At 61.6% G+C, this 19,791-nt stretch carries 23 protein-coding genes; 10 read left to right on the top strand and 13 right to left on the bottom strand.

Annotated elements, in window-relative coordinates:
* Positions 1-125: 125 nt before the first annotated feature.
* From CFBP5499_RS11520 to CFBP5499_RS11495, 6 genes are all read right to left on the bottom strand, one after another.
* Entirely contained in the window at positions 126-1,064 is a 939-nt protein-coding gene (locus tag CFBP5499_RS11520) for a siderophore ABC transporter substrate-binding protein (RefSeq protein WP_080827220.1), read from the bottom strand.
* 316 nt (positions 1,065-1,380) lie between these two features.
* Positions 1,381-1,641 (bottom strand): hypothetical protein, encoded by a 261-nt coding sequence (locus CFBP5499_RS30025; protein WP_173987568.1) that lies wholly within the window; start codon positions 1,639-1,641, stop codon positions 1,381-1,383.
* Between the two features lie 129 nt (positions 1,642-1,770).
* Positions 1,771-3,288: a tripartite tricarboxylate transporter permease gene (locus CFBP5499_RS11510; RefSeq protein WP_080824399.1), complete on the bottom strand. Its 1,518-nt coding sequence runs from the start codon at positions 3,286-3,288 to the stop codon at positions 1,771-1,773.
* A gap of 106 nt (positions 3,289-3,394) precedes the next feature.
* Positions 3,395-3,889: a tripartite tricarboxylate transporter TctB family protein gene (locus CFBP5499_RS11505; RefSeq protein WP_080824400.1), complete on the bottom strand. Its 495-nt coding sequence runs from the start codon at positions 3,887-3,889 to the stop codon at positions 3,395-3,397.
* The gene (locus tag CFBP5499_RS11500; RefSeq protein ID WP_020809150.1) at positions 3,886-4,830 is read right to left on the bottom strand and encodes a Bug family tripartite tricarboxylate transporter substrate binding protein; all 945 of its coding nucleotides are present in this window, start codon (positions 4,828-4,830) and stop codon (positions 3,886-3,888) included. The genes CFBP5499_RS11505 and CFBP5499_RS11500 overlap by 4 nt, the downstream gene beginning before the upstream one ends.
* A 254-nt stretch (positions 4,831-5,084) precedes the next feature.
* Positions 5,085-6,164, bottom strand: coding sequence for an ABC transporter substrate-binding protein (locus CFBP5499_RS11495; RefSeq protein ID WP_080824401.1), 1,080 nt, complete (start codon positions 6,162-6,164; stop codon positions 5,085-5,087).
* Between the two features lie 70 nt (positions 6,165-6,234).
* On the opposite strand from CFBP5499_RS11495, the gene CFBP5499_RS11490 reads away from it, so the two are divergent.
* The gene (locus CFBP5499_RS11490) at positions 6,235-6,915 is read left to right on the top strand and encodes a response regulator (protein ID WP_010972345.1); all 681 of its coding nucleotides are present in this window, start codon (positions 6,235-6,237) and stop codon (positions 6,913-6,915) included.
* Complete coding sequence (locus CFBP5499_RS11485) at positions 6,912-8,306, top strand: sensor histidine kinase (protein WP_080824402.1); 1,395 nt, start codon at positions 6,912-6,914, stop codon at positions 8,304-8,306. Before CFBP5499_RS11490 ends, CFBP5499_RS11485 begins: the two co-directional genes overlap by 4 nt.
* 13 nt (positions 8,307-8,319) lie before the next feature.
* Here CFBP5499_RS11485 and CFBP5499_RS11480 read toward each other — a convergent pair whose 3' ends face one another.
* The 6 genes from CFBP5499_RS11480 to CFBP5499_RS11450 form a co-directional block, all read right to left on the bottom strand.
* Positions 8,320-8,625 (bottom strand): addiction module antidote protein, encoded by a 306-nt coding sequence (locus CFBP5499_RS11480; RefSeq protein ID WP_080824403.1) that lies wholly within the window; start codon positions 8,623-8,625, stop codon positions 8,320-8,322.
* Between the two features lie 7 nt (positions 8,626-8,632).
* A complete protein-coding gene (locus tag CFBP5499_RS11475; RefSeq protein WP_080824404.1) occupies positions 8,633-8,929 on the bottom strand; it encodes a type II toxin-antitoxin system RelE/ParE family toxin in 297 nt (98 codons plus the stop codon).
* 44 nt (positions 8,930-8,973) lie between these two features.
* On the bottom strand, positions 8,974-9,858 hold the full coding sequence (purU, locus tag CFBP5499_RS11470; RefSeq protein ID WP_080824405.1) for a formyltetrahydrofolate deformylase: 885 nt from the start codon (positions 9,856-9,858) through the stop codon (positions 8,974-8,976).
* A 206-nt stretch (positions 9,859-10,064) separates the two neighbouring features.
* Positions 10,065-10,841: a YbaY family lipoprotein gene (locus CFBP5499_RS11460; RefSeq protein ID WP_080824406.1), complete on the bottom strand. Its 777-nt coding sequence runs from the start codon at positions 10,839-10,841 to the stop codon at positions 10,065-10,067.
* Positions 10,842-11,129: 288 nt separating this feature from the next.
* Entirely contained in the window at positions 11,130-11,654 is a 525-nt protein-coding gene (gene hutX / locus CFBP5499_RS11455) for a heme utilization cystosolic carrier protein HutX (protein ID WP_080827222.1), read from the bottom strand.
* 10 nt (positions 11,655-11,664) lie between these two features.
* The gene (locus tag CFBP5499_RS11450; RefSeq protein WP_006314959.1) at positions 11,665-12,012 is read right to left on the bottom strand and encodes an antibiotic biosynthesis monooxygenase family protein; all 348 of its coding nucleotides are present in this window, start codon (positions 12,010-12,012) and stop codon (positions 11,665-11,667) included.
* A gap of 186 nt (positions 12,013-12,198) precedes the next feature.
* Here CFBP5499_RS11450 and CFBP5499_RS11445 point away from each other — a divergent pair, with 186 nt between their 5' ends.
* Genes CFBP5499_RS11445 through CFBP5499_RS11435 form a run of 3 tightly spaced genes read left to right on the top strand, consistent with a single transcriptional unit; the run spans position 12,199 to position 14,956 of the window.
* Complete coding sequence (locus tag CFBP5499_RS11445; RefSeq protein WP_080827223.1) at positions 12,199-13,092, top strand: heme/hemin ABC transporter substrate-binding protein; 894 nt, start codon at positions 12,199-12,201, stop codon at positions 13,090-13,092.
* Complete coding sequence (locus tag CFBP5499_RS11440) at positions 13,089-14,177, top strand: FecCD family ABC transporter permease (protein WP_080824407.1); 1,089 nt, start codon at positions 13,089-13,091, stop codon at positions 14,175-14,177. Before CFBP5499_RS11445 ends, CFBP5499_RS11440 begins: the two co-directional genes overlap by 4 nt.
* Complete coding sequence (locus CFBP5499_RS11435; protein WP_080824408.1) at positions 14,174-14,956, top strand: heme ABC transporter ATP-binding protein; 783 nt, start codon at positions 14,174-14,176, stop codon at positions 14,954-14,956. Before CFBP5499_RS11440 ends, CFBP5499_RS11435 begins: the two co-directional genes overlap by 4 nt.
* Positions 14,957-14,968: 12 nt before the next feature.
* On the opposite strand, the gene CFBP5499_RS11430 is transcribed toward CFBP5499_RS11435, so the two are convergent.
* Entirely contained in the window at positions 14,969-15,325 is a 357-nt protein-coding gene (locus CFBP5499_RS11430; RefSeq protein WP_080824409.1) for a YbaN family protein, read from the bottom strand.
* Between the two features lie 251 nt (positions 15,326-15,576).
* Between CFBP5499_RS11430 and CFBP5499_RS11425 the strand changes: the two genes are divergently transcribed.
* The 5 genes from CFBP5499_RS11425 to CFBP5499_RS11405 all read left to right on the top strand — a co-directional run bounded on the left by CFBP5499_RS11425 (position 15,577) and on the right by CFBP5499_RS11405 (position 19,676).
* Positions 15,577-15,972: a VOC family protein gene (locus CFBP5499_RS11425; RefSeq protein WP_080824410.1), complete on the top strand. Its 396-nt coding sequence runs from the start codon at positions 15,577-15,579 to the stop codon at positions 15,970-15,972.
* Between the two features lie 18 nt (positions 15,973-15,990).
* Positions 15,991-16,704, top strand: a complete 714-nt coding sequence (ung, locus tag CFBP5499_RS11420) for a uracil-DNA glycosylase (RefSeq protein WP_080827224.1) — start codon at positions 15,991-15,993, stop codon at positions 16,702-16,704.
* A gap of 70 nt (positions 16,705-16,774) precedes the next feature.
* On the top strand, positions 16,775-17,851 hold the full coding sequence (locus tag CFBP5499_RS11415; RefSeq protein ID WP_080824411.1) for a siderophore-interacting protein: 1,077 nt from the start codon (positions 16,775-16,777) through the stop codon (positions 17,849-17,851).
* A 163-nt stretch (positions 17,852-18,014) separates the two neighbouring features.
* The gene (locus CFBP5499_RS11410) at positions 18,015-18,959 is read left to right on the top strand and encodes a VOC family protein (protein ID WP_080824412.1); all 945 of its coding nucleotides are present in this window, start codon (positions 18,015-18,017) and stop codon (positions 18,957-18,959) included.
* A 102-nt stretch (positions 18,960-19,061) separates the two neighbouring features.
* Positions 19,062-19,676 (top strand): alpha/beta hydrolase, encoded by a 615-nt coding sequence (locus CFBP5499_RS11405; protein WP_080827225.1) that lies wholly within the window; start codon positions 19,062-19,064, stop codon positions 19,674-19,676.
* Positions 19,677-19,791: the final 115 nt, after the last annotated feature.

Here is a 19,791-nt window from a genome sequence, read left to right as displayed (position 1 = left end):
CGTCATCCTCGGGCCTGTCCCGAGGATCTGCAACGTTCTGATTTGATTGGCGTGTTTAGATCCTTGGGCAAGCCCAAGGATGACGTCGCGTATGGAGCAGCCTTGGAGAAGATGGTCTATGCCTTCTACGACTTCTCCTCCGAAACCCCGTTATAGACCTGATCGAGCAGGGTGGTGAGCGCCGTGTAACCGCTGCTGACGATATAGGCCGCCTGCGGATCGAGATAGACGATCTGCTTTTTCTTCCAGGCATTGGTCTGGTGAACCAGTTCATTGTCCAGCACCTGCGCGGCCGCCTTGCCCGGGTCCGTCGCGCGGCCGATGCCGGCGTCGCGGTCGATCACGAACAGCCATTCGGGATTGACCTCGGCCAGATATTCGAAGGACACGACGTCGCCTCGGTCGAAACGGTCGTCGATGTCTTCGGCAACCGGCTTGAAGCCGATCTCGGTGTGCAGCCAGCCGGTGCGCGAACTTGGGCCGTAAACACCGACCTTGCCGGCATTGGTGACGAGGATCATCGCCGTGCCGGAATTCGGGGCGATCTCTTTCAACCTGGCGACTTTTTCATCGATCGAGGCGTCGAGCTTCTTTGCCTCTTCCTGCTTGCCGAAGATATCGCCCAGCTTGGTGATATTCCCTTTGACGCTGTTGATGAACTCCTTGGAATCGATCGACATGTCGATGGCGGGCGTGATCTTGGCGACATCGGGATATTTCGCCCGCGAACGGCCGCCGACGATGATGAGATCGGCTTCAGCCGCATTGATCGCTTCGTAATCGGGCTCAAACAGCGTGCCGACCTTCAGATATTTGCCATCGGCGTATTTCTGCAGATAGGTCGGCAGGTTGGAGCCGACGACACCGGCGGGCTCGACGCCCAGCGCATCGAGATTGTCGAGCGAGGGAATATCCAGCACCAGAACCTTCTTCGGCGCCGCTTTCAGCACCGTTTCGCCCTGAGAGTGCCTGATCGTCATGTCTTCGGCACTCGCCGTCATCGCGCCAAGGCTGAAGGCCGCTGCCGCCAGCAGCCGAACGGGGAAGGTGAAGTTGATGGCCACGGATATGTCCCTTGCAATATGGTTCTGAGCCGGCGGAAGCGTTTCCCGCAAAGTTAACTTGATGTTAGCTGTCAGCTTTATTGGCAAGGTTCGCGGAAATCAAAAATATGTTTTAGAATGGTTCTGAATTGCCGTGAGCGGGAAAGGGGTGATGAGTTCACCTCCTTCTCCGACGTCATCCTCGGGCTTGACCCGAGGATCTGCAACCGATTGATTTTGTTGACGTGATTAGATCCTCGGCACAGGGCCGAGGATGACGTCGAGAGGATGTGCGTCCTTCGCGACCGGCTGGGAAACACCAACGCGACTACGGCGTTCAATCCTGCGGCCAGTCGCCGACGATTTCCCGTCTCTCGAGCTTCAGCGACCGGTCTGGCTGCACCCGGTAAGTCTCGATCGCCAACCGTCCGTCACCCATCACGAATTCGTTGCTGAGCGTGCTGCCGACGGGGGACTTGGTCAGTTTGGTTCGCGGTTGTCCGCCATAGGTGATGCTGCCGGGGATGGGCTCCACATCGGGTGCGGCGGTGGTGCAGCCGGCGAGCGCCAGAACCATCATGATCGCGATTGTGCGCATGTTTTTCTCCTGCGTTTGGGGCGGAATCATATCATGGCCGTGCCCGCCCCACACATCCCGTTGGCGTGAATAAAAAGAGCCCCGCATCCGGAGATACGGGGCCAGTTGCCTTGGGAGGTTTCCGGTTTCTCAGTCCTCGTTGGCGGCAAGCTGCGACAGCACTTCACCGCGGCCGCGGATACGCATGATCAGCGGGACGATGAAGGCGGCGGCCGCCACGATGAAGAGGCCAACGGCAATCGGCGAGGTGAGCAGCACGGTCGGGTCGCCCTGGCCGATGGCAAGGGCGCGGCGCAGCTGCTGTTCGGCAAGCGGGCCGAGGATGAGGCCGACGACCGCAGGCGCGATCGGATAACCGAAGATGCGCATGACGTAGCCGAGGATACCGAAGGCGAGCAGCATGCCGAGTTCGAACACCGACGGGTTGGCGCCGATGGTGCCGAGCGTGGCAAACAGCAGGATGCCGGCATAAAGCCAGGGCTTGGGAATGGTCAGCAGCTTCACCCACAGGCCGACGAGTGGCAGGTTGAGCACCAGGAGCATCAGGTTGGCGATGAACAGGCTGGCGATCAGGCCCCAGACGAGCTGCGGATTGGTGGCGAACAGCAACGGGCCGGGCTGAAGCCCAAACTGCTGGAAACCGGCGAGCATGATGGCGGCGGTCGCTGTCGTCGGCAGGCCGAGCGTCAGGAGCGGCACCAGTGTACCGGCGGCGGACGCATTGTTGGCGGCTTCGGGGCCGGCGACGCCTTCGATGGCGCCGTGGCCGAATTCTTCCGGATATTTGGTCAGCTTCTTTTCGGTGGCATAGGAGAGGAAGGTGCCGATTTCAGCGCCGCCCGCCGGCATGGCGCCGATGGGGAAGCCGATCAAGGTGCCGCGCAGCCAGGGCTTCCACGAACGCGCCCAGTCCTGCGCGCTCATCCAGACCGAGCCTTTGACGGCCTCCACCTTTTCGTCGCCACTATTGCCCTGTGCTACGATGAACAGCGTTTCGCCGATGGCGAACATGGCCACCGCAAGCGTCGTCACTTCCACGCCGTCGAGCAGGTCGGGAATGCCGAAGCTCATGCGCGTCTGGCCGGTCAGCTGATCGATGCCGACGATGGCAAGCGCAAAGCCGATGAACAGCGAGGTGAGGCCGCGTAGCGCCGAATCCCCGAAGGCGGAGGAAACGGTGACGAAGGCGAGCACCATCAGCGCGAAATATTCGCGCGGGCCGAACACCAGCGCCAGCTTGACGATGTAGGGGGCGACGAAGGCAAGCGCGATAGTGGCGATGAGGCCGGCGACGAAGGAGCCGATGGCGGCGGTGGCAAGGGCCGGGCCGCCTCTGCCCTTGCGGGCCATCTTGTTGCCTTCGAGTGCCGTCACGATCGAGGCGCTTTCGCCCGGCGTGTTGAGCAGGATCGAGGTGGTTGAGCCGCCATACATGCCGCCATAATAAATGCCGGCGAACATGATGAGTGAACCGGCAGCGTCGAGCCGGTAGGTGACGGGCAGGAGCAGCGCGACTGTCAAGGCGGGGCCGATGCCGGGCAGAACGCCGACGGCGGTGCCGAGCGTCACGCCGATCAGCGCATAAAGCAGGTTCATGGGTTGGGCGGCAACCTCAAGACCGTGCAGCAGGAATTCAAAGGTACTCATGGGCAGATGTCCCCCAAGTCGAGCAGAAGGGCGGGCGGAACGGCTGGCGTATGCGTCATCGCGCGCCGGCGGTTCCTGTGATCTCGAATAGTGGCTGGAATGGCTGTTAGAAAAACAGCCGTTCCAGAGGTCCTGCGGGCAGCGAAAGTTGCAGCAGCTGCGCGAAAACGACCCAGATGGCAAAACTCAGCACGATGCCAACAGGTATGGAGAACCAGAGCTTGCGTTTGCCGAAGGCGCGCGCCGTAAACGCGAACAGGAGACCGGTGGCGATGGAGAAACCGGCGACCTTGAGCAGCAGCATCTGCGCGGCAAGGCCGGCGACGACCCAGATGACGGGGGCGATTTCCTGTCTGTCGCGTTCGGGAAAATCACCGCGCCAGGCCTCGACGGCTGTCCACAGCGCCAGGCCGACAAGACAGAAGCCAATGGCGTAAGGCACCGTTGCCGGGCCAACAGGCGAATAACCGGTGACGCTGGCGAGACGGGCGCTGTCCCAGAAGATTACGCTGGCAATGAGGACGAGGAAGACGGCGATCGCCAGCGCCGCCCAGTCAGGGCGGCGCTTTTGATGCTCTAGAGGGTTGGAACCCTGGCTCATTTTACCAGTCCGATGTCTTTGAGAATGGCGGCGGTGGCGTCGGTGTCCTTGGCGAGCTGCGCCTTGAATTCGTCACCGGCGAGATAGGTGTCCATCCAGCTCTTGGTCTTCAGGGTTTCCTGCCACTTGGCGGATTTCACCAGCTTCTCGATGTCGGCATTGACGGCCTTTTCCTGTTCCGGCGTCAGGCCGGGAGGAGCGGCGACCATGCGCCAGTTCTGGACGACGACATCAAGGCCGCTTTCCTTCAGCGTCGGTGCATCGACGCCTTCCAGCTTCTCTTCGCTGGAAACGGCGAGCAGGCGCAGCGTGCCGGCCTTGACCTGGCTTTCGAATTCGCCGTAGCTCGAAATGCCGGCCGTAACCTGCGAACCGAGGATCGAGGCAAGGGCTTCGCCGCCGCCGGAATAGGCGATGTAGTTGATCTTGGTCGGATCGACGCCGGCCGCCTTGGCAATGAGGCCAACGGCGATATGGTCGGTGCCGCCGGCAGAGCCGCCGCCCCAGGAAACGCTGCCCGGGTCCTTCTTCAGCTGGTCAACGAGATCGCCGATGGTCTTCAGCGGCGAGGATGCCGGAACGACGATAGCTTCATATTCGCCGGTCAGGCGGGCAATCGGCGTCACTTCCTTCAGCGTCACGGGCGCATTGTTGGTGAGGATCGCGCCGACCATCACGTAGCCGCCGACGATGAGGGCGTTCGGGTTGCCCTTCTGCTGGCTGGCGAACTGCGCAAGACCGATGGTGCCGCCGGCGCCCGGTACGTTCTGCACCTGAACGCTCTTGGAAATGCCTTCTTCCTGCAGCACGGTCTGCAGCGAGCGCGCGGTCTGGTCCCAGCCGCCGCCGGGATTGGCCGGGGCAATGATGGTGTAATCCGCCGCAACCGCCGGAAGAGCGATCACACCTGCCAGAAATGTGCCGATAAGAAAATGCTTCACTTGGAAAACCCTCCTCAGGATGCCCTTTTTGGGCGTCGTTTTTCGTTTATGCGGAAGGGGATTTCAGGACGCAGCCGTGCCAGCGCTGAAGTTTCAGCGTGGGGCTCTGGCAATCGTCCTAGATTTCCTCCCGCATCTTCTTCCGCCTCCACGGAATGAAGAAGGATTACAGAGCATCACAAAAAGCTGTCATCTAACTGACGCTATGCAAGTCCTTGCTCATTTACTCTCTATTAATTTCTGCCGAACGTCTACTATTGCGAGCGCAACGCCTCGTTCCACCGCTCGATCAGGCGGCTGCGCTTGACCTGATCCAGATAGACCATCAGGCCGGGGCTGACGGGCACTGGGCGCAATTGCGCGCCGTGGATGGCCTGCATTGTGTTGGCGGTGTTTTCCCCCGCCACTTCCGGGCTGACAGCGGGGATCTGCAACTGCCGGGCCATGATCGTCTGGCCTTCCTTGGACATGAAGAATTCGAGGTAACGGCGCCCAAGTTCGGGATTGGCAGCGGCTTCCGGCACCAATCCGATGCGCGACATGACCACGGTATAATCCTTCGGCAGCACGATGCCGACATCCGGGTGGCGCGAGGCCCAGTCTGCGGCATAGGAGCCGAGAATATTGTAACCCAGCACGAAACGGCCGTCGGATACGCGCTCCAGAATGGCCGAGGAGGTGGAATAGACCTTCACGCCGGCCGCCCCCATGGCCTTGATGACGCTCCATATATCGCCGAACTGCTCCTGATCGCGCGACATGAACAGGAAACCGACGCCCGAGCGCTCGATATCATAGGTGGCGATGCGGCCATGCACCTCTTTCGCGTGCCGTTCAAGATAATCGACAAATTCGGCGCGGGTGGCGGGTGGTTTTTCGGTGGTGAAGCTCGGCTTGTGATAAACGAAGACCGCTGGCTCGAAGGTGAGCGCGTAAGCCGTGTTGCGCCAGTTTGCCCAGGCGGGCCAGCGGGCGCTCATGGCAAGGTCTGAGCGCTGGGCATAACCGTCATTGCTGAGCTTCACCTGCAGGTCCATGGCGGATGAGAAGGCAAAATCGGCGGTCTTTTTGCCCGCATCGGTTTCCTTGACGATCCGGTCGTAGATTTCGCCCGTCAGCATATCCTCATAATGGACGGCAATATCGGGATTGGCCTTCTGGAAACCCTCGATCATCGGCGTGGCCAGCGGTTCGTCCAGCGAGGAATAAACCACCAGCGTTTCCGCATCCGCCTTGCCTGATGGGGCAGGGAAAACGGCGACTTGTGCAAGCGCCGGTGAGGCCATGCAAAGACAGAGACAGAGAAAAACGGCGATACGCATGGAAAAGATCATGCCGCACGCGCTTGCCATTCACAAGCGCCAAGGGCTTGGATAAGCTCGGCAATGCTGCGGGAGGAAAGTTTTGCGTATTTTGCTGGTCGAGGACAATCAGGTGCTGTCGGAAGGGCTTTCAGCCCTTCTGCGTGGCAGCGGTTATGCGGTGGATGTGGTGTCGGACGGCGCTTCCGCCGATGCGGCGATTGCAGCTGAAAGCTTTGACCTCGTCATCCTCGATCTCAACCTGCCGGAAATGGACGGTATCGAGGTGCTGCGTTCCATGCGTTCGCGCCAGGACAAGGCGGCGGTGCTGATCCTGACGGCGCGCGGTACGCCGGAAGAAAAGGTCAAGGGGCTCGATCTCGGTGCCGACGACTACATGATCAAGCCCTTCGACATCACCGAATTCGAGGCAAGAGTGCGGGTGCTTTTGCGCCGCAATGCCGGCCTGCGCTCCTCGGCACTCAGTTTCGGCAAGGTGCTGTTCGATCTGACATCGCGCACCTTTTCGGCCGATGGGCGTCCGCTCGATATTCCGGCACGCGAGGTGGCGTTGCTTGAAGTGCTGTTCATGCGGGCGGGCAAGGTGGTCGCCAAGGAAGCGATCGTGCAGTCGCTGACCGGCTTCGACGACGATATTTCCGCCAATGCCATCGAGCAATATGTCAGCCGCCTGCGCAAGCGGCTTGCACCCCACGGGCTGACGGTGAAGACCGCGCGCGGCATCGGTTATTATCTCGAAAAGCTGCCGGAGATGGCGGAATGAGACAGGCCGCCTATTCGCTCAGGCGGCGTCTGTTAGGCTGGCTTCTCATCTCCACCGCCATCATCGGCTGCGTTGCGCTGACCGATACCTGGCGCGAGGCGGTCAACACCGCCAATGTGGTTTCCGACCGGGTACTCTCCGGTTCCGCGCTCGCCATTGCCGAGCGGGTGGTGGTGGCCGAAGACGGCTCGCTGGAGGTCGACATTCCCTATGTCGCGCTGGAAATGCTGACATCGGCCGCCCAAGACCGGGTGTTTTACCGGGTCGATGGGCCGAACGGGCAATTCCTTACCGGTTACCAGAACCTGCCGACGGTGGAAAACACGGCCGGCGATACGCCCGCCTATCGTGATGCGGTGTTCCGCGACGAGCCGATCCGCATTGCCGCCATCCGTCGGTTTGCCTCCACCGGTATCAATTCCGTGCCCTTTTCCGTGACAGTCGCCGAAACCACGATTGCCCGCAGCCAGCTGGCGCAGGCCATCATCCTGCGCTCCGCGCTGCGCCTGCTTTTAATGATCGTGGGGGCGGCGATCATCGTCTGGATCGCGGTGACGATTTCGCTCAGGCCGCTTTACCGGCTGAGCGAAGCGATCGCCGAGCGCAGCCCGAACGACCTGCACCCCATCCGTCAATCCGTGCCGGTGGAGGTGGAAAATCTGGTGGAGACCGTCAATTCCTTCATGGTGCGGCTGCAATCGGCGCTCGATGCGCTCCGGCATTTCACCGGCAATGCCAGCCACCAGCTGCGCACGCCGCTTGCCATCATCAGCACCCAGCTTGCGCTTTCCGCCCGCGCCGCAAGTCTTGAAGAGGCGCAGGCGGCGGCGTTTAAGGGTGGTGCTTCGGTGGCGCATGCCGAACACATACTCGCCCAGCTGCTGCGCATGGCGAATATCGATGCCGCCGGCTCCAGCGAAAAACACGATTTTTCCGCGATCGATCTTGTGGCCGTTGCGCAGAACGTGACGGCCGATTTCGTGCCGCGCGCGGCAGAGGCCGGCATCGATCTCGGTTTCGAGGGCGAGGGCGAGGCGACTATCCTCGCCGAGCCGCTTTTGATCGGCGAGCTGATCGGCAACCTCGTTTCCAATGCCATCAATTATGCCGGACGCGGGGCGGAAGTCACCGTGCGCGTCGGCGGGCCAGCGGGTGCAGTGTGGCTGGAAGTGGAGGATAACGGCCCCGGCATTCCTCCGGAAAAACGCGCCATGGTGCGTCAGCGTTTCGCCCGCGGCGAAGCCAATGCCGCCCCCGGCGCCGGCCTCGGCCTTGCCATTATCGAGGAGATCGCCGGTCTGTTCGGCGGGCGGCTGACGCTGGAAGATAGCCTGGGCGGGCGCGGGTTGAAGGCGCGGGTGGTGTTCTCAGGGCCGGAAAGAGCGGTATAGCAGGGCCGGCTGGTCAGGCAGCCGTCTCCGCGGCCGATTTCGCCACCAGTGAGAGCTTGTAGCCCAGCGCATCGGCCACCTTGGCAATGGTGGCCAATTCAGGATTTCCCTCTCCACTCAGTGCCTTGTACAAAGTCTGGCGGGGAAGGCCGGTTTGTCTTGAAAGATCGGTCATGCCCTTCGCTCGCGCCACGACGCCAAGAGCATGGGCAAGCTCCTGCGCGTCGCCGCTCTCGGTGGCATCCGCGATATAAGCCGCAAGCGCTTCGTCACTATCCAGGTAGCGGGCAGCATCGTAATCGCGTGTTGCAAGTGGCATGGTCTCACTACTCCTTGAGCGCTCTCGCCATTCTCCTGGCTTTGGCGATGTCGCGGGACTGGGACGACTTGTCGCCGCCACAGAGCAATATGATGACGACATCACCTTGCCGGACGAAATAGACCCTATATCCGGGGCCAAGATCGATCCTGAGTTCGCTGACGCCTTCGCCAACCGGTTTCACGTCTCCGGGATTGCCATCTGCCAGCCGGTAAATACGCCGTGCAATACGGGCGCGCGCCTGTACGTCGCGCAGGCCGGCAAGCCAATCGGCAAACTCATTTGTTTCCCGGATCGTGAACATGGCAAATGTAAACCATGGTTGTCATACCGTCAATGACGGGCGTTTCACCCCATCCGCTCGGACGCATAGCTGCCGGGGCTTGGCGGGAAGACCACGGTGCGGTTGCCGTTGATGAAGGTGCGGTGGTGGATATGGGCGTGGATGGCGCGGGCCAGCACCTGGCTTTCTACATCGCGGCCGAGCGAGACATAGTCTTCGGCCGATTGCGCATGCGTGACGCGCACGGTGTCCTGCTCGATGATCGGGCCTTCGTCGAGATCGCCGGTGACGTAATGCGCCGTTGCGCCGATCAGCTTCACGCCGCGCTCATAGGCCTGCTTGTAGGGGTTTGCGCCCTTGAAGCTCGGCAGGAAGGAGTGGTGGATATTGATGATCTTGCCAGACATCTTGCGGCACATCTCGTCGGAAAGCACCTGCATGTAGCGGGCCAGCACCACCAACTCCGTGCCGCTGGTCTCGATCAGGTCCATCAGCTGGGCTTCGGCCTTCGGCTTGTTCTCCTTCGTCACCTTGATGTGGTGGAAGGGAATGTCGTGATTGACCACCACTTTCTGATAATCGAAATGGTTGGAGACAACGCCGACGATATCGATCGGCAGCGCGCCGATCTTCCAGCGGTAGAGCAGGTCGTTGAGGCAATGGCCGAAACGCGACACCATCAGCATCGTCTTCATGCGCTGGCCATCGGGGTAGATATCCGATGCCATGCCGAATTTTTCCGCCACCGGCTGAAAGCCTTCGGTGATGGCCTGAAGGGATGCGCCTTCTTCCGAAATGAAGGAGACGCGCATGAAGAATTTGCCGGTCTCGAGGTCGTCGAACTGCGAACTGTCGACGATGTTGCAGCCTTTTTCCGCCAGATAACCGGAAATCGCGGCGACGATGCCGCGGGTCGATTTGCAGGCTACGGTCAGAACATAGGATGTCATTCGTTTTCCCTCAAAGACGTCGCGCCGGTATCAAGACGGCGCAGTTCGGCGTGTTGCATAGCGCAGCTTGGTAACGGAGCAAAGTGCCAAGGCGACATAGCCAAAGTCTTAGGGCGGGAAAGGGCCGCGCGCCGTGCCGGAAGCGACATGGAATGTTCCATGGCCAGCACGGCGGCGCCTGTAAATTGCCGGCAGAGCGCTCGCGGTCAGGCGCGGCGCAGGCGCATGGCCGGGCGGCCGCGACCGTCGATGAGTTCCAGCGTACCGCGACGCGGCTCCAGCCGGAAGGAACGCGCGCCTTCCAGCGCCTCGATGAACTGCCGTTCCTGACGCATGATATCCGGGGCGCAGGCCATCTGGGTGGAAATCATGCGGCCGAAATCGACACGGTTGCGGCTGATCTTTACCTCGCCGCCGATGCCGTTGCAGCCAACATTGCCGGAAACGCGGCCTTCGCGGGAAATTTCGAGCGTCGCCTCGCGGCGGCCGCGAACCCGCTCGCCGCGGATGTCCTGCACCAGCCAGTGCCCGTCGATACCCGCTTCCGGCTCGGGTCTGCCGGGACCAGCGCCGACGCGCTCCAGCACGAGGTCGGTATCGTCGCGGCCGCCGGTCAGGACGGAGTAACGCTGCGTGGTGGTAAAGAGCAGCCTGTCGCGGTCGCGGATTTCCGCGCTCAGCGCATAGGAGCGGCGGCCCCTGATGTCGCGGTCGTCATAACGCAGCACGAAGGGCACCGGCACCTGCCCGCGCGGGCGGATGGTGGTTTCGGCGATCGTCTGTGATGGCGCATCCGCCAGCGAGACATCGATCAGCCGCACCGTCACGGTTGCACCCGGCGGTAGCGCAATGCGTTCGCGATAGGAGACGCTGCCACGCAGGCTCGCCGGCGCGGCCGCCGCGCCGCCTGCCGCAAAAAGCGGGGCAAGCGCGAGGAGACCGGCGAAACTGCGGCGCGAAAGAAGAGGCTGGTGGTCGGTCATGATGCTTTGCTCCGTGCTGGGTCCGTTCGAATTTGAACGGATGATAGAAAACGGCACTGAACGGGCGATGAACCGGCGGCGTAGGGATGGATACCAGATAGTTGGCTTCGTTGATGACAGAGCCTTCTACACACTCGACGTCATCCTCGGGCCTGTCCCGAGGATCTGCAACCGATTGATTTTATTCAACGTGATCAGATCCTCGGCACAGGGCCGAGGATGACGGAGGACAGGTTTTCTATCAAGCTGGACCACCGCCAGGGGCGGTGGTTTTTCATTCTCGCTGGTTCAGCCGCGGAAACCGTCCCGCAGCGTTTCGAACTTCGCCAGCTGCCCGGCCAGCAGTTCCTTGTTCTCGTCGCGGCGAACGAAAATCTTGAACATGGCGCCGCCGGCGGCGTTCATGAACCAGACGGAGCAGGAGCGGCGGCCGTGGAAGCCGCGGTCGACGAAGGTAATCGCAGCGCAATTGTCCTTTTTGATGTGACCGCCAATGGGGCTATCGCCGTGGATGTTGAACCAGCCGTGGCTTTCACTGCCTTCCGGCAGGTGGCCCGGCACTTCCAGCACGATATCGCCGGTCTGCACGATCATCAGGACTTCGCCCCAGCCGCGCATCTCGTTCCAGATCGCGTCGAACCGGTCCGCCGGCGCAGAAACGGCGGCACCTTCGGGCAGGATCGCCAGAATTTCGGCCGGCGTCACCTCGGCCCTGGCGGCGATGGCCTCCACGATACCGTCGGGTTTTTCGGCAAGGGCTGCGGCGGCGCGGGCCTGCCTGTCGTCGTCGGTCTTCTGCGCTGCAATGCTCATCAGCCGGGCCTCAGGCAGCAATCGAATGGCGCTCGCCATTCTTGTCTTCATGGATGATGACATCGAAACCTTCGAAATGCGGGCCGGAGAGATATTCCACCTTGCCACGGTTCTCGCCGGCCTTGGCATGGGCGGCGCGGAACTGTTCGGATTTCGTCCAGGCAAGGAAATCGTCCTTGGTGGCCCAGACGGTGTGCGAGGCATAAAGCGTATGATCGTCCGCCTTCGGGCCCTTCAGCATGTGGAATTCGATGTAGCCCGGCAATTCGCTCAGGTGCGATTTGCGCTCGCGCCAGATGGATTCGAAGGTTTCTTCATAACCCGGCACGACGCGAAAGCGGTTCATTGCGATAAACATGAAAGTCTCCCTTTAAGTTTCCAGTTTCAGTCAGGATATCTAGCCCGAACGGGGTTGGAAAGGGGTTCACGATAAAGCGAACAAAAATACTCTACTTATCGATTGCGCGGTTTATAAACATGTGTAAATAACTCAAGATTAGTGGCGCGGGCGAACCTGCGCCGGGTCGTGTTTCAGGATAGCGCCATGTTGAATTCCCGCCTTCGTCCCCTCTTTTTCGCCGCCCTCGTGCCCGCCGCAATCGCCTTTGCCGCGCCGGCTGCCATGGCATCGGACAAGGGTAATCCGGAGGCGAAACGCATCGTTGCGGTGGGCGGAACGGTGACGGAAATCCTTTATGCGCTGGGTGCGCAGGACCGCATCGTGGCGCGTGACAGTACCAGCAGCTACCCGGCTGACGCGCTCGCCAAGCCTGATATCGGTTACATGCGGGCGCTCTCTTCGGAGGGCATCCTGTCGCAGAAGCCGGATCTCATTCTCTCCGAAGACGGTTCCGGCCCGGCGGATGTCGTCTCCATTCTCAAGGCAAGTGCGGTGCCTTTCGTCACCGTCGATACGCCGCCGAGCGGCGATGCCATCCCCAGGAAGATCGAGGATGTCGGTGCGGCCGTGGGTCTTTCCGACAAGGCCAAGGCGCTGGCTGCGGAGACCAAAGCCGGGCTCGATACTCTCGCCAAGGATGTTGCCGCGGTGCCGGAAAAGGGCAAAAAGCGGGTGCTCTTCGTGCTCTCCACCGCCGGTGGCCGCATCATGGCGGCGGGCAAGGATACCGAAGCGGCGGCGATCATCGAAATGGCCGGCGGCATCAATGCGGCCGAGGAGATCAACGGTTACAAGCCGCTGACGGATGAGGCAGTCATTGCCGCAGCACCCGACGTGGTGCTGACCATGGCGCGCGGTGACCATACCGCCAAGGCGGCCGAAATTTTCGCGCTGCCGGCCTTCCAGTCCACGCCGGCCGCTGCCAGCAAGGCCCTCATCAGCATGGATGGGCTTTATCTCATCGGTTTCGGCCCACGCACGCCGGCCGCCGGCCGGGAGCTGGCGCACAAGCTTTACCCTGACGTGGTGAAGCCGTGAGCCTTGCCGTCTTGAGTTCCACCGAGGGTGGGGTTGCGGGCGACAGATCCCGCCAAGGGGTCGTCACCCTTGCCGTACTCGTCGGCATCCTGCTGTTTGCCTGTGGCGTATCGCTTGTCAGCGGTCCCACCGGCGTCGGCATCTCCGAACTCTTTGCCTATCTCACCGGTGGTGGGGATCAGCTCGATACCCGCGACAGGGTCATTCTCGAAGCCGTGCGTTTGCCGCGCACGGCGCTCGGCATGTTGATCGGCGCGGGGCTTGGTGTCTCGGGCGCGATGATGCAGGGCCTCTTCCGCAATCCGCTGGCCGATCCGGGCATTGTCGGCGTCACCTCGGGCGCCGCGCTGTTTGCTGTTGCGGCCATTTCGCTGAGCGAAGGCGCGCTTGCCACGGTGGCCGTGTTTTTCGGCCCGCATTTCCTGCCGCTGATGGCGTTTTTCGGCGGGCTGCTGAACACCTGGATCCTTTATGTGATCGCCACCAAGGACGGCGCGACTTCCACCACCACGCTCATTCTGGCGGGCATTGCGGTTGCGGCCATCAGTGGCGCGCTAACCGGGCTGATGATCTTCATGGCCGATGACCGGGCGTTGCGCGACATCACCTTCTGGTCGCTCGGTTCGCTGGGCGGGGCGACGCCCGCCAAGGTGCTGGCCACCCTGCCATTCATCATCATCGTGCTTGCCATCATTCCCTTCGTCGCACGCGGGCTGGATGCGCTGATCCTCGGCGATGCTGCCGCCTTCCACATGGGCATTCCGGTGCAGCGGCTGAAGCGGGTCGTCATTCTGGCCGTTGCCGCCGCCTGCGGGGCGAGCGTGGCGGCGGCCGGTTCCATCGGTTTCGTCGGCATCGTCGTGCCGCATCTTTTGCGCCTCGCCATTGGCCCGTCGCATCGTTTCCTGCTGCCGGCCTCGGCGCTGGGCGGCGCGGCACTTCTGCTTCTGGCCGACAGTTTTGCCCGCACGGTGGCCTCGCCGGCAGAACTGCCGATCGGCGTTGTCACGGCGCTCATCGGCGCGCCGGTCTTCCTCTTCCTGCTGCTTGGCCGCGGCGGGTTTTCCATGCGGAATGCGCCATGATCCGGGCCGAAAACATTACTCTCATCCGCTCCGGCCGTCGCCTGCTCGATGCCGTCGGCATCGACCTGAAACCGGGAAAGGTCAATGTCATCATCGGCCCGAACGGTGCCGGCAAATCCACATTGATGAAGGTTCTTTCGGGCGAGATGCGCACTGAAACCGGTTCGGTGACCTATAATAATGTCGCCCTGCCGCAATTCACGCCGGTCCAACTTGCCCGTATGCGCGCCGTGCTGCCGCAGAATACCCAGCTTGCCTTTCCCTTCACCGCGCTGGAGATCGTGCGCATGGGGGCTGTGGCGCAGGGCTCGCGCGCACCGGAAGAACAGGCCCGCCGGGCGCTTGCCCGGGCCGGGCTGCGGGGTTTCGAGCAGCGGTCCTACAACATGCTGTCCGGCGGCGAGCAGCAGCGGGTGCAGTTTGCCCGGGCGCTGGCGCAGGTGCCCAACCCGGTGGAAAATGGCGAGGCACGGGCGCTGTTCCTCGATGAGCCGACGGCCAGCCTCGATATCGGCCACCAGATTTCCGTGCTGGAAACGGCGCGCGATTTTGCAAGCGGCGGCGGTCTCGTGCTCGCCATTCTGCACGATCTCAATCTGGCGGCGGAATTTGCCGATCAACTTATCGTCATGCATGGCGGCCGGGTGACGGCGAGCGGGCCTTCGCTGGAAACGATCAGCGACGAGACGATCGCCCGGGTTTATGGCATTGGCGGCGTCGTCGGCCGGCTGCCGGCGCGGCATATCCCCTATGTGCTGCCGCAATCGCGGCATCGCTAGCAGAGCCTGTCTTCAGCTTTCCGGCCGTGTGGCGATGAAGAGCGCAGAGCCGAGCATGACCGCGGCGACGATTGTCGCCCGCAGCGGCGGCGGCTCGCTCAGAAACCAGAAGGCGGCATAACTCACCGTCATGGCGGAAAGTGCCGCGATCTTGGCCTTGCGGGCGATTGCGCCGCGCTCGCGCCAGCGGCGAAGCGAGGGACCGAACCTCGGATGGGCGAGAAGCCATGCCTCGAGTTTCGGCGAGGAGCGGGAAAAACACCAGAGCGCCAGAAGCAGAAAGGGCGTGGTGGGCAAAACGGGAAGAAACGCGCCGACAATGCCGGTCGCGACCATCAGCCAGCCAAGACAGAGGTATAAAAGGCGCATGCCTAAGCCGGTATCATGAGTTCAGTACTCAGGATAGAGCGGCGGCGCCAAATCGATGTGGTCCCGTTGCCGCAGGTCCGGCCGCACCGGAAAAATCGGAGGTTTTCGCCATCACATTTGCCGTGATCGGGCCGTTACGCTTTGCCGCCAGGTGCCTTTAGGGTTGAAAGCGCGGCGCTCAATCCTTATTCCCTTGGGCCGCGATGCCCGGAGCATAACCGGGCCGTCAACAGGAAGAAGAAGGAAACACCATGGCCAAGCTGATCCACTCGATGGTCCGGGTGCTGGACGAAAAGCGTTCGGTGGAATTTTACAAACAGGCTTTCGGGCTTGAGGTTGCGGAACGCGCCGAGTTCGAGAATTTCACGCTGATCTATCTCAGCAATGCCGAGGGCGATTTCGAGCTGGAACTGACCGTCAACCGGGGTCGCGAAGTGCCCTATGCGCTGGGCGACGGTTATGGTCATCTCGCCGTTAGCGTAGCCGACGTGGACGCCGAACATCAGCGTTTCATCGAGATCGGACTTACCCCCGGCAAGATCATCGAAGCCGATTATAAGGGCCAGCCTTTCGCAAAATACTTTTTCATCTGCGATCCGGATGGTTACAAGATCGAAGTGCTGCAGCGCGGCAACCGGTTCAAATAAGCTCTGATGGAGGCGGGCATGGCAGAGGCAGGCGTCAAACTCGAAGACAGCTGGAAGCACGTTCTCTCAGGCGAATTCGCCAGCCCTTATATGCAGAAGCTGAAAGAGTTCCTGCTTGCCGAAAAGACTGCCGGCAAGCGCATCTTTCCGAAGGGCGCGGAATATTTCCGCGCTCTCGATCTGACACCTCTCGATGAGGTCAAGGTCGTCATTCTGGGACAGGATCCCTATCACGGGCTTGGCCAGGCGCATGGGCTGTGCTTTTCCGTGCAGCCCGGCGTGCGCATTCCGCCCTCGCTCGTCAATATCTACAAGGAATTACAGAGCGATCTCGGAATTCGCCCGGTCAAGCACGGTTTTCTGGAAAGCTGGGCGAAACAGGGCGTGCTGCTGCTCAACAGCGTGCTGACGGTGGAAGAGGCCCGCGCTGCCTCACATCAGGGGCAGGGCTGGGAAAAATTCACCGACGCGGTCATCCGCGCCGTGAATGATGAATGTGACCATGTCGTCTTCCTGCTCTGGGGCTCCTATGCCCAGAAGAAGGCGGCCTTCGTGGACCAGCGCAAGCACCTCGTGCTGCGCTCGCCGCACCCTTCGCCGCTTTCGGCCCATAACGGCTTTTTCGGCAACGGCCATTTTTCCAAGGCCAACGCTTTCCTCGTTTCGCATGGCCGTGATCCGATCGACTGGCAATTGCCTGACGTGGTAGAAAGCGACAAAAACCTTCTTTAAATACTCATAAATACCTTTGCGCTTTGCCAGTCCCGGGGTTAAAGATAACCGGACTACAAAGTGAAGGATTATGCCCGTGTCTCTTCTGTCTGCAGAAACCTCCGTTTCGCTGCCCGACCCGCTGTCGATCGTCAATGCTTTCGAGGATCATTTCTCCGAGCATATGGAGATGGAGCGCGACGGGTCGACGGTACGGTTCAAGACGGAATATGGCCATGGCAGCTTCAGCGCCGAGGGCGGCCGTTTCGCCGCGCGGGTGAACTGCGTTTCCGAACATATATTGACGTCGGTCAAGGCCATGGTGGCCGAGCATATTGCCGAGTTTTCCGGCGAGGCGGGGCTGGATTTCCGCTGGAGCGGCCATGGCGCGGAACAGCGTGAGCTGCCCAATCTTTTCCGCGGCAAGGTCGCGCGTGCCTATAATCTCACGCCGCATATGCGCCGGCTGGTCGTGTCAGTCGAAAGCGGCATCGACAGGCTGATGACAGGTGGAATGCATGTGCGCCTGCTGCTGGTGCCGGATCAGGCCCGCGCGCCGGTCTGGCCCTATCTCGCACCCACCGGCGCGATCATATGGCCGGCGGGCGACGATCTCCTGACGCGGCGTGTCTATACCATCCGTTCCGGCGATATCGCCCGCGGCGAAGTCAATATCGATTTCGTCATGCATGAGGGTAACCATATGCCGGGTGCCACCTTCGGCGCGACGGCCAAGCCGGGCGATGTTCTCGGCATCGTCGGCCCGAGCGGTGTCTGCCCGGAAGCCGACCGTTATGTCTTTGCCGGGGACGAGACCGCGCTGCCGGTGATGCTGCGTATGGCAGCCGAAATGCCTGCCGGCAAGACACTCAGCGTCTATGCCGAAATTGACGACGAGGCCGAGCGGCAGGAGGTAGTCTGCGCAGCCGATGTCGAATGGACGTGGCTCTATCGACGCGGCAAGCCAGCCGGCACTTCCGGCCTCATTGAAAAGGCGCTGCGCGATCACGCCTGGAGCGCGGATCATGAGGGCCTGCATGTCTTTGCCGCCTGCGAAAAATCTGAGGCGAGAGCGGTAAAATCCTTCCTGACCGACGAAATCGGTTTCCCGAAGGCGTCCCTGCGTGCCGTGGGTTACTGGACCATGGGCGTTGCCGACGACCATTGAGATGGCCTGCGCGAGTGGTTGAACAGTCGATTTTATTGTTCACTGATCGGGAACAATCCGTTCCTGTCGTCCACTCTATGCCTGAGGCGGCTCTTACCCCATCTTAACGCCATGAACAGGGCAGGCCCCAATGTGAGGCCCGCCGGCGAAAAGGGGTTTAATCATGCTCAACCAGATAAAGGGTCTGCACCACGTCACGTCGATGGCGGCGAGTGCGCGCCAGAACAACGGCTTTTTCACTGACACACTCGGCCTGCGCCGGGTAAAGAAGACGGTCAATTTCGACGCGCCTGACGTCTATCATCTCTATTATGGCGATGAGGTCGGCACGCCCGGCTCCGTGATGACCTATTTCCCGTTCCCGCATATTGCCCGCGGCCGTCCCGGCACGGGTGAGGTGGGTACGACGCTGTTTTCCGTTCCGGAAGGATCGCTTGGCTACTGGCAGGATCGTCTTTCCAAGGCCGGAGTCGACGGCCTGAAATCGGACGACGCTTTCGGCAACAAGCGCCTGCATTTCGCCGGCCCTGACGGCGACGGTTTTGCGCTGGTCGAGGTCAGGGATGACAGTCGCGCGCAATGGACCGGCAATGGCGTCGGCGAGGATCAGGCGATCCGTGGTTTTCAAGGCGCTTCGCTGCGGCTTCGGGATGAAGGCGCGACCGCCGAACTCTTGAAATTCATGGGTTACGAGGAAGTGGACCGTCAGGACGGCGTGCTGCGTCTCGGTATGCCCGGCGGTAACGGTGCCGATGTCATCGATATCGAGACCATGCCGAATATATCAGGTGCGAAGCTGGGTGCCGGTTCCGTGCATCACATCGCTTTTGCGGTCGAAAACCGTGAAAAGCAGCTGGAAGTGCGCAAGGCCCTGATGGATACGGGTTACCAGGTGACGCCGGTCATCGACCGCGATTATTTCTGGGCAATCTATTTCCGCACGCCCGGCGGCGTGCTGTTCGAGGTGGCCACCAACGAGCCCGGTTTTGACCGCGACGAGGACACCGCCCATCTCGGCGAGGCGCTGAAACTGCCCACCCAACACGCGCATCTGCGCGCCGTGCTGGAAAAGCAGCTGGAACCGCTTGGGGACGAGAAGACGGTTTAATTGTCAGGGACTTGGCCGCTCGTTCCAGATGAGATTGCTCCGCTCGGCTGAAAAGCCGTGCGGATGCCACTGAACCTTCTTCCTTCCAGAAAGGATTTTCCCATGACCAAAGACAGCTATTTCCACAAATCCCGCGCCGGCGCGGCGGGCGCACCGCTTTTCGTTCTGCTGCACGGCACCGGCGGCGATGAGGACCAGTTCTTCGATTTCGGCGCGCGTCTGCTGCCGCAGGCCACCATCATCTCGCCGGTCGGCGATGTCTCCGAACATGGTGCGGCGCGTTTCTTCCGGCGCACGGGCGAGGGCGTTTACGACATGGCTGATCTTCAGCGGGCAACCGGCAAGATGGCGGATTTCGTCAAGGCGAACCGGGAACATTATCAGGCCGGGCCGGCCATCGGCCTCGGTTTTTCCAACGGCGCGAATATACTCGCCAATGTGCTGATCGAACAGCCGGAGCTTTTTGATGCGGCGGTGCTGATGCATCCGCTCATCCCATTCGAGCCGAAGATTTCCCCGGCAAAACCCACGCGCCGGGTGCTCATCACGGCCGGCGAGCGCGATCCGATCTGCCCCGTGCCGTTGACGAAGGCGCTGGAAGAGAGCCTGAAATCTCAGGGCGGCACGGTGGAAACCATGTGGCACCCGGGCGGGCATGAAATCCGTTCCGGCGAGATCGATGCGGTCAGGGGTTTTCTGGCGGGCTATGTGGAGTAGGTGACTACCCCCGTCATGCCGGACCTGATCCGGCATCCAGCCACGGCGCGTCTGCGCCGTGAAAGGGGTCTTTCGCGATCAAGGACTTGATCGCGCTGGACCCCGGACCAGGTCC

The sequence above is a fragment of the Agrobacterium tumefaciens genome, from assembly GCF_005221325.1.
In the GTDB taxonomy this organism is placed as follows: domain Bacteria; phylum Pseudomonadota; class Alphaproteobacteria; order Rhizobiales; family Rhizobiaceae; genus Agrobacterium.
The sequence above is the reverse complement of the archived record's forward strand: the minus strand, read 5'-3'. Positions and strand labels throughout refer to the sequence as shown.

Bases quoted from the DNA above. Each gene is read 5' to 3' on its own strand.
- CFBP5499_RS30025 (WP_173987568.1), bottom strand. From the start codon at position 1,641: ATGCGCACAATCGCGATCATGATGGTTCTGGCGCTCGCCGGCTGCACC.
- CFBP5499_RS11510 (WP_080824399.1), bottom strand. From the start codon at position 3,288: ATGAGTACCTTTGAATTCCTGCTGCACGGTCTTGAGGTTGCCGCCCAA.
- CFBP5499_RS11505 (WP_080824400.1), bottom strand. From the start codon at position 3,889: ATGAGCCAGGGTTCCAACCCTCTAGAGCATCAAAAGCGCCGCCCTGAC.
- CFBP5499_RS11495 (WP_080824401.1), bottom strand. From the start codon at position 6,164: ATGATCTTTTCCATGCGTATCGCCGTTTTTCTCTGTCTCTGTCTTTGC.
- CFBP5499_RS11485 (WP_080824402.1), top strand. From the start codon at position 6,912: ATGAGACAGGCCGCCTATTCGCTCAGGCGGCGTCTGTTAGGCTGGCTT.
- CFBP5499_RS11480 (WP_080824403.1), bottom strand. From the start codon at position 8,625: ATGCCACTTGCAACACGCGATTACGATGCTGCCCGCTACCTGGATAGT.
- CFBP5499_RS11475 (WP_080824404.1), bottom strand. From the start codon at position 8,929: ATGTTCACGATCCGGGAAACAAATGAGTTTGCCGATTGGCTTGCCGGC.
- purU (WP_080824405.1), bottom strand. From the start codon at position 9,858: ATGACATCCTATGTTCTGACCGTAGCCTGCAAATCGACCCGCGGCATC.
- CFBP5499_RS11460 (WP_080824406.1), bottom strand. From the start codon at position 10,841: ATGACCGACCACCAGCCTCTTCTTTCGCGCCGCAGTTTCGCCGGTCTC.
- hutX (WP_080827222.1), bottom strand. From the start codon at position 11,654: ATGAGCATTGCAGCGCAGAAGACCGACGACGACAGGCAGGCCCGCGCC.
- CFBP5499_RS11450 (WP_006314959.1), bottom strand. From the start codon at position 12,012: ATGTTTATCGCAATGAACCGCTTTCGCGTCGTGCCGGGTTATGAAGAA.
- CFBP5499_RS11445 (WP_080827223.1), top strand. From the start codon at position 12,199: ATGTTGAATTCCCGCCTTCGTCCCCTCTTTTTCGCCGCCCTCGTGCCC.
- CFBP5499_RS11435 (WP_080824408.1), top strand. From the start codon at position 14,174: ATGATCCGGGCCGAAAACATTACTCTCATCCGCTCCGGCCGTCGCCTG.
- CFBP5499_RS11430 (WP_080824409.1), bottom strand. From the start codon at position 15,325: ATGCGCCTTTTATACCTCTGTCTTGGCTGGCTGATGGTCGCGACCGGC.
- CFBP5499_RS11425 (WP_080824410.1), top strand. From the start codon at position 15,577: ATGGCCAAGCTGATCCACTCGATGGTCCGGGTGCTGGACGAAAAGCGT.
- ung (WP_080827224.1), top strand. From the start codon at position 15,991: ATGGCAGAGGCAGGCGTCAAACTCGAAGACAGCTGGAAGCACGTTCTC.
- CFBP5499_RS11415 (WP_080824411.1), top strand. From the start codon at position 16,775: ATGCCCGTGTCTCTTCTGTCTGCAGAAACCTCCGTTTCGCTGCCCGAC.
- CFBP5499_RS11410 (WP_080824412.1), top strand. From the start codon at position 18,015: ATGCTCAACCAGATAAAGGGTCTGCACCACGTCACGTCGATGGCGGCG.
- CFBP5499_RS11405 (WP_080827225.1), top strand. From the start codon at position 19,062: ATGACCAAAGACAGCTATTTCCACAAATCCCGCGCCGGCGCGGCGGGC.